Source organism: Mesorhizobium sp. WSM4840, assembly GCF_055811755.1.
The window spans coordinates 67,811-75,957 of record NZ_JBVVQD010000005.1; the positions used below are offsets into that span (position 1 = coordinate 67,811).

Sequence of the window (8,147 nt, forward strand, 5' to 3'; positions counted from 1 at the left end):
CGCGTTCACGCCGCGAATGGCGAGCCCTGTAGTCCAGCCCCAAGGCCGCCCTCACCAGTTCATCACCACCTTGCCCGAATTGCCGCTGCGCATTGCGTCGAACCCAGTCTGAAAGTCGTCAATGCCGATGCGGTGGGTGATTAGGCCGCTGACATCGAGCGGGCCCTGCACCAGTGCGATCATCTTGTACCAGGTCTCGAACATCTCGCGGCCATAAATGCCCTTGAGATGCAGCATCTTGAAGATGACCTTGTTCCAGTCGATCTCGAAGCCGGTCGGCGCGATGCCTAAAATGGCAATCTTGCCGCCATTGTTCATGGCGTCGATCATGTCGCGGAAGGCGGGTGCGGCACCCGACATTTCGAGGCCGACGTCAAAACCTTCGGTCATGCCGAGCGCCGGCATGATATCGCGCAGCTTTTCCTTCGACGCGTCGACCACATGCTGAACGCGGAGCTTTTTCGCCAGCGCCAGCCGCACCGGGTTGATGTCGGTGATGACAACTTTTCGCGCGCCGACGCATTGAGCGACGAGTGCAGCCATGATGCCGATCGGCCCGGCGCCGGTGACCAGCACGTCCTCGCCGACGAGATCAAAGGACAATGCGGTGTGAACCGCATTGCCCAAGGGATCGAAGATTGCGGCGATCTCGTCGGGCACGTCATCGGGGATCGGCACGACGTTGTGCTGCGGGATCGCCAGATATTCACCGAAGGCGCCCGGCCGGTTGACGCCGACGCCAAGCGTGTTGCGGCACAGATGCCCCCTGCCCGCCCGGCAATTGCGGCAGTGGCCGCAGACGATGTGGCCTTCGCCCGAAACACGCTGGCCGATCTTGTATTCGGTGACCGCCGCGCCGAAGTCGGCGACCGTGCCGACGAATTCGTGGCCGGTCACCATCGGCACCGGCACGGTCTTCTGCGCCCACTGGTCCCAATTGTAGATATGCTTTGATCAGAACGTCGTTGGGGCCGATTTCCGGCACCGGCACTTCTTCCATCCAGATGCCCGGCTCGGCGCGAGATTTAACGAGTGCGCGCATCATGTTGGACATCAGCCAATCACTCCAAGTTCGCGACCCACCTCACCGAACGCAGCCACTGTCCGGTCGATATCGGCGGCCGAATGGGCGGCCGACATCTGCGTCCTGATGCGGGCCTGGCCCTTGGGCACGACGGGGAAGGAAAAGCCGATCACGTAGATGCCGCGCTCAAGCAGCATGTCGGCCATTTGCGAAGCCAGCGCGGCATCGCCGATCATCACAGGAATGATCGGGTGGTCGGCTCCGGCCAGCGTGAAGCCCGCTTTTTCCATGTTGGCGCGGAAGCGCGAGGCGTTGTCGTAGAGCCGGCGACGCAAGCCGCCGCCCTGCTCGATCATATCCAGCACCTTCAGCGAGGCCCCGGCGATCGCAGGCATCAGCGTGTTGGAAAATAGATAGGGCCTCGAGCGTTGGCGCAGCCATTCGACCACCGGCCCGCTCGCCGCCGTGTAGCCACCCGAGGCACCCCCTAGCGCCTTGCCGAGCGTGCCGGTGAGAATATGGACCCGGCCCTCGACGCCGCAATATTCCGGCGTGCCGCGGCCGTGCTCGCCGACGAAGCCGACTGCATGGCTGTCGTCCACCATCACCATCGCATCGTATTTCTCGGCGAGATCGCAGACGCCCTTCAGATTGGCTATGATGCCGTCCATGGAAAATACGCCATCGGTGGCGATTAGCCGAAAACGGCAATTCATTGCCTCCTTCAGCCGTGCTTCCAGATCGGCCATGTCATTGTTGGCATAGCGGAAGCGCTTCGCCTTCGATAGCCGAACACCGTCGATGATCGAAGCGTGGTTCAGCGCGTCGGAGATGACCGCATCCTCCTCACCGAGCAGCGTCTCGAACAGGCCGCCATTGGCATCGAAGCAGGAGCCGTAGAGGATCGTATCCTCCATGCCGAGGAAGCCAGAAATCGTCGCCTCGAGCTGCTTGTGCTCTTCCTGCGTGCCGCAGATGAAACGCACCGACGCCATGCCGTACCCGTAGCGGTCAAGCGCCTGCTTGGCCGCGTCGCGCAATTCGGCGCTGTCGGCGAGGCCGAGATAGTTGTTGGCGCAGAAATTGAGCAGCTTGCGACCGCCAACCTCGATCTCGGACGACTGGGGCGAGGTGATGACGCGCTCGCGCTTGTACAGGCCCTCCGTCTCGATCTGCGAAAGCAGCTCGTGAACGTGGTCTTTGAGAGTCGGTGCCATCGTGCTTCCACTTCCATTGGTGATCTTCGCGGTGTTGCTCATGCGATTTCTCCCCGGAGCACGCGCAACATGCGCTCGAAGTGGCTTGGATCGTGTGCTTTGAGGAGCGCAGCTTCCCGGGGCTGGTACAGATCCCAGAGACGCGATATCCAAAAACGAAATGCTCCAGCGCGCTGCATCGCAGGAAGCAATAAGCGTTCGGGTCCAGTGAGCGCGCGAACTGACTCATACGCGCCGAGAAAGGCGGCAACTTGCTTAGTGTCTTGGCGGCCGGTGCCACTATCGAAGCACCAGTCATTGAGGCACACGGCAATATCAAACAAAAAGGTGTCGCATCCGGCGAAGTAGAAATCGAAGACGCCGGTCAGGTGACCATCTTCAAACAATACGTTGTCACGAAAGAGATCAGCGTGCACCGGCCCCCTGGGGAGTCGCTCGTAGGTGGAGGACACAGCAATTTGGTTCTGAAAGGCCAGTTCGCTTGTGAGCAGCGAGCGCTGTCCCTCAGATATGCTGCGGCCGACCACCGGCACCACCTCGTTCCACCATTCGAGGCCCCGCGGATTGGCCTGTCGCCGTGGGTAGTCGCTCCCGGTCACGTGCATTCGCGCCAGGATCTCCCCGACAGCGCGACAATGCGACTCTGTCGACGCCGTCACGCTCTCGCCAGGAAGCCTGTTGACGATCACGGCAGGCCGGCCTTTCAGCGTGTGAAGGATTTCGCCTCTCACGTTGGCAACCGGATCCGGGACCGGCATTCGCCGCGCCGCAAGGTGCTTCATCAGGTGAAGGTAGAAGGGCAATTGCTCGAACGTGAGCCGCTCGAACAGGGTCAGCACATATTCGCCTGCCTCGGTATCCACAAAGTAGTTCGTGTTCTCAATTCCGCTCGCGCTGCCGCGAACGGAATTCGGCTGTCCCAGGCCCAGAGCCTGAAAGAAGGTTGCGACTTCGTTAGGTGACAGCTCGGTATATACGGCCATGGCTAAAAAGGTCCCGGTCGTGGAAGCAGCCTTTCAGCAGACCGCAGCCTGCAGGGCTTCGGCGATGTAGGTCTTCACGGTCTGTGCATCAGCGGGAAGCAGTTTGAACCGTCTCGGCAAACCCTCTATGCCATCGAACCGTTGCGGAGGAACTGGCTCTCGGCCCAGGGCCTCTCTGATGGTCTCCGCAAATTTGACCGGCAGGGCCGTCTCGAGCACGATCATCGGCACATCCGAAACCGAATGCTGGCGCGCGACCTTCACGCCGTCTGCAGTGTGTGGATCGATCACCGCGTTGAAGCGGTGCCACGCGCCACGAATCGTCTCCAACCGGTCGGCGTGGGTGCTCTTCCCGCTGCGGAAACCAAAATGGTCCGCCGCCCTCCCGAAGGCCGGATCCCCGCTGAGATCGAACGACCCGTTTTCGCGCAGTTGATCGTCGAACAGCGATCTCGTCCGGCTGGCGTCGCGACCGAGCAAGTCGAACACGAAACGCTCGAGATTGGAGGCCTTGGAAATGTCCATGGATGGGCTCGAGGTTTCATAGGTATCCGCCCGGCCCCGCACGCGATACACCCCGGTGCGGAAAAACTCATCGAGCACGTCGTTCTCGTTGGTCGCAATGACGAGACGGGAAATGGGAAGTCCCATCATACGCGCAACATGACCGGCGCAGACGTTGCCGAAATTGCCCGAGGGAACGGCGAAGTCGACCTCTGACGAATTCTCTTCAGTCACCTGAAAATAGGCAGAGAAGTAATACACCACCTGAGCGACCAGCCGGGCCCAGTTGATCGAATTGACGGCGCCGATCCGGTGGCGCCTCTTGAAGTCAGCATCGCCGGACACGGCTTTCACGATGTCTTGGCAATCGTCGAACACCCCTTCGATGGCAATGTTCTGAATGTTGTCGTCCTGCAGGCTGAACATCTGGGCTTGCTGAAAGGCGCTCATGCGTCCGTGGGGCGACATCATGAAGACGCGAATGCCCTTCTTGCCGCGCATGGCATATTCCGCCGCGCTGCCTGTGTCGCCACTGGTTGCCCCGAGGATATTCAGCTCCACACCCCGCCGCGCCAGTTCATACTCGAGCAGATTGCCGAGCAACTGCATCGCCATGTCCTTGAACGCCAGGGTGGGACCGTTCGACAGTTCCGCCACATGGAGACCGCTCTCAAGCGTTCGCACGGGCGCGATCCTGGCGGTCCCAAAAACCTCGGGCTTGTAGGTCTTTGCACAGATGGCCTTCAGGTCAGCGGGCGGAATATCGTCGATGTAGAGCGACAGGATTTCAAAGGCGAGCACTGGGTAGGACAAGCCGCGCCACCGATCCAGCGTGGCATCATCCAGCCGAGGGTAGACCTCGGGCACATAGAGGCCGCCATCCGGGGCAAGACCTTCAAGCAGAATCTCGCAGAACTTCCTGCGTTCGGGATGGCCGCGCGTGGAGATGTAGTGCATGTGATGCTGTTCCTTGTCGCCGCTATCGTTCGGCAAGGGTCGAGAGATCGCCACCCTTCGGCCTTCAGCGGCTGGCGCGCCACCAGGCGATACGGTCCTGCAGGGCGTAGGCCTTGATAACGGCCGGGATGAACCACGGATTGCCGCGATAGAGCGGGATCGCCGCAGGCGGTCGGAAATCGAATGCGGTGCGCGCCCGATCGCTATGTCCCATCAGCTTGTGAGCCGCACGTGTGCCGACCCATGGCGCCCAGACCACGCCCGAACCGCAGAATCCGGTGGCATAGACCACGCTATCCTTCTCGAAGATCCTGGGCAGCATGTCACGGTGCATCGCCACATTGCCGAACCAGCTGTGCGAAAGTCGAACATTTTCCAGTTCAGGGAAAAGTTCGACCAGCCCGTTGCGCAGACGGAGCGTCGGGGCTGCCGGATCGCCTGCACGCGAGCTGTCGCGCCCGCCGAGCAGGATGCGTCTGCCGTCCGGCGAAGGGCGGTAATAGAAGCCAAGCTCGCGGCCCTCGCCCATCATCATCCGCTTCGGCATCAGGCGCGCCATCACCTCAGGCGCGAGTTCCTCGGTGGCAATGATCCGGCTGCGAACCGGAACCAGCCGACGGCGCAGGAAGGGACTGGCGCCATCCGTGTAGCCATTTGTGCAGACCAGCACCTGCCGCGCCTGCACCGTTCCGGCCGAAGTCGCGACGCGGAACCCGGAGCTATCCCTTTCAATTGAGGTCACGGGCGTGTTCGAATGCACCGCCAGTCCCGAAGCGAGCGCCACCCGCAGGAGCTCGGCGTGGAATTTGGCCGGGTGCAGCCCACCGATGTCCATACGCACCATGCCGCCGCGATAGAAGTCGGTGCCGACGTAGTTGCGCTGCTTTGCATATGGAACAGCGTAAGATTCGATCCCCAGTTTCCTCGCCAACGCCTCGGCGCCGCGGGCCATCTTCTCGTACTGTTCATATCCGATGGCGCCCTTGAACAGGCCAACCAGTTGAAAGTCGCAGTCGAGCTTTTCCGACTTGATGAAGTCGTAAAGGAATTCGCGCGCGACCTTGCCCTCGGCCTCGATCGCCATGGCTTTTTCTTCGCCGAAGCGCCGGGTGATCGTGGCGTAGTCCAGCCGGATACTCCCGCTGGTAATTCCGCCATTGCGCGTTGAAGCACCCTCGCCCGGATTCATTGCATCAAAAGCTGCAACCGAACGCCCCTCGCGCGCCAGCGCAAGCCCGGCCGAAAGGCCGGCGTAGCCGGCGCCGACGATCGCCACATCGACCTTCCTGGCCAGGGGCTGCGGCGGCAGCGGCATGACGGGCGCCGCTTCCCACCAGTACGGTGTGTTCTTGTCGGCGACTTTCGGCTCGTGCATGTGAGTCACTTCTCACTGGGTTTTCGGGATCGGAATTGGGCCGCATTTGTCGACAGATCAGACACGGTCGTCTCGCACGTCGAGCGCATCACGCAGCCCGTCGCCGATGAAATTGAAACTTGTCACGGCCATGGTGATGGCGGCCCCGGGAATGATCGCCAGCCAGGGCGCACTGTCCAGATACTGCTGGGCGCCCTCGAGCATGTTGCCCCAGCTGGGTAGCGGCGGCTGAATGCCATAACCCAGGAAACTGATATAGGCTTCCAGCAGGATCGCGCGCGCCACTGTCAGGGTAGCGGCCACGATGATCGGACCCATGGCGTTTGGAAGGATTTCGCGGAACATGATGTGCGTGCCGCTCAGTCCCAGCATGCGCCCGGCCAGCACAAACTCGCGCTCGCGCAATGACCGCACCTCGGCCTCGACAATTCGGGCTACCTCCATCCAGCTGGTGACAGCGACGATCACGGTGACCATGGCCGGGCTTGGCTTCAGTGCCGCGGCCAAGGCCAGCAGCAGGAAGATGGAGGGGAATGACAGGAAGCCGTCGACCGTGCGCATCAGCGCTGCGCCGATCCAGCCGCCGCGGTAGCCCGCGATCACGCCGACGAACGTTCCGATAAGCGTCGACAGCAGCATGGCAGAGAAAGCCACCAGCAGTGAGGTCCTCCCCGCCATGAACAGTCGCGCCGCCACGTCCCGCCCCAAAGGATCGGTCCCGAGATAGTGGTCGCCGGTCAGCGGCGGTGAAAAGCGGGCGCGCAAATCGATGTATAGGGAATCATAGGGCAGGAGATGAGGGCCGAACACGCATGCCAGCGTGAGAACGGTGATCATCGCCACCCCCAGCAACGCCAGGTGATGGCTCGTGAACCGGCGCACGGTGCGGCTGCGCCACCAGCGGCTTGGTTCTGCATTTGCGGCGAGAGCGGTCATTTCGGGTGCCTCCTGTTGGGCGTGAGGTTACGCGCTCAACCCAGACGAATACGCGGGTCGACGATCGCCACCACGATGTCTGCGATCAGGTTGCCGAGAATGACGAGGATGGCTGAGAACATCAGCAGTCCCATCACGACCGGGTAGTCGCTGTAGCCGAGGCTGTCCAGGAACAGTCGACCCATCCCCGGCCAGGTAAACACTGTCTCCGTCACCAGCGCGCCGGTCAGGATGCTGGGAAGCTGGACCCCGGCCAGTGTGATCATCGGCAAAAGCGCATTGCCGACGACGTGCTTCATTATGACTCGGCGCTCGCTCAGGCCCTTGGCGCGGGCGGTCTTGACAAAATCCTGGCTGATGGCGTCGAGCGTCGCGGTGCGCATGTAGCGGCTCCAGATCGCGACATGCACCAGCGACAGCACGATGCTTGGCAGGATCAGGTGATGCAGGTAGTTCAGGACCGAACCGTCGCCGATCGTGTACATGTTGCCTGCAGGCAGCCAGCCCAGCTGTAGGGAGAAGATGTAGATGCCGACGAGCCCGAACCAGAAGGTCGGGATCGATAGCGCGACCATGGCTCCGACCGTCGCCATATGGTCGAACAGCGAATAGCGGTGCGTGGCGCCACGAATGCCGATCCAGGTGCCGATCGCGATCGCAATCGCGGTGGACGTACCCATCAGCAGCAGCGTCGCAAGGACGTGCCGGCCAATCACTGCCAGCACAGGCGCGCCGTCGCGGAAGGAGTGTCCCCAGTCGCCCTGGAGAAGCCGCCAGGCCCAGTCGAAATATTGCACCAAAAGCGGACGGTTCAGCCCCAATTGCTCTTTCAGGCGATCGAGATCGTCCTGCGTCATGCTCGGATCGAGCCCGAATTGCGCCAGCGGCCCCCCCGGCAGCAGGTTCAGGACGAGGAACCCGATGACCGAGACGATCAGGAGCAGGATGAGGCTCTGTGAGAGCCGGTTGAGCAGGAAGCCACGCATTCATCTCTCTCCTCTTTCAAGACAGCGCTGATGACTGGCGGGGGGGGGGGGGGGGGGGGGGGGGGGGGGGGTTTTTTGGGGGGGGGGGGGGAAAAAAAAGAGTGTTTTTTGTGGTGGGGGGGGGGGGGGGGGGGGGGGGGCCGGGAGGGGGGGGGGGGGGGGTGT

6 protein-coding genes and 1 pseudogene are annotated in these 8,147 nt (G+C 62.1%); all 7 read right to left on the reverse strand.

Going from position 1 to position 8,147, the window contains the following annotated elements; genetic code table 11:
* Positions 1-51: 51 nt before the first annotated feature.
* Positions 52-1,054: pseudogene (gene tdh, locus AC0L3I_RS09375) on the reverse strand (L-threonine 3-dehydrogenase).
* Complete coding sequence (locus AC0L3I_RS09380) at positions 1,054-2,241, reverse strand: glycine C-acetyltransferase (protein WP_473526813.1); 1,188 nt, start codon at positions 2,239-2,241, stop codon at positions 1,054-1,056. Before AC0L3I_RS09380 ends, tdh begins: the two are co-directional and overlap by 1 nt.
* A gap of 38 nt (positions 2,242-2,279) precedes the next feature.
* The gene (locus tag AC0L3I_RS09385; RefSeq protein ID WP_473526727.1) at positions 2,280-3,224 is read right to left on the reverse strand and encodes a homoserine kinase; all 945 of its coding nucleotides are present in this window, start codon (positions 3,222-3,224) and stop codon (positions 2,280-2,282) included.
* Positions 3,225-3,257: 33 nt separating this feature from the next.
* On the reverse strand, positions 3,258-4,685 hold the full coding sequence (thrC, locus tag AC0L3I_RS09390) for a threonine synthase (protein ID WP_473526728.1): 1,428 nt from the start codon (positions 4,683-4,685) through the stop codon (positions 3,258-3,260).
* Positions 4,686-4,749: 64 nt separating this feature from the next.
* Positions 4,750-6,060, reverse strand: a complete 1,311-nt coding sequence (locus AC0L3I_RS09395; RefSeq protein ID WP_473526729.1) for an NAD(P)/FAD-dependent oxidoreductase — start codon at positions 6,058-6,060, stop codon at positions 4,750-4,752.
* Between the two features lie 57 nt (positions 6,061-6,117).
* Positions 6,118-6,996, reverse strand: coding sequence for an ABC transporter permease (locus AC0L3I_RS09400; protein WP_123145912.1), 879 nt, complete (start codon positions 6,994-6,996; stop codon positions 6,118-6,120).
* Between the two features lie 35 nt (positions 6,997-7,031).
* Positions 7,032-7,982, reverse strand: coding sequence for an ABC transporter permease (locus tag AC0L3I_RS09405; RefSeq protein ID WP_123145911.1), 951 nt, complete (start codon positions 7,980-7,982; stop codon positions 7,032-7,034).
* Positions 7,983-8,147 lie beyond the last annotated feature (165 nt).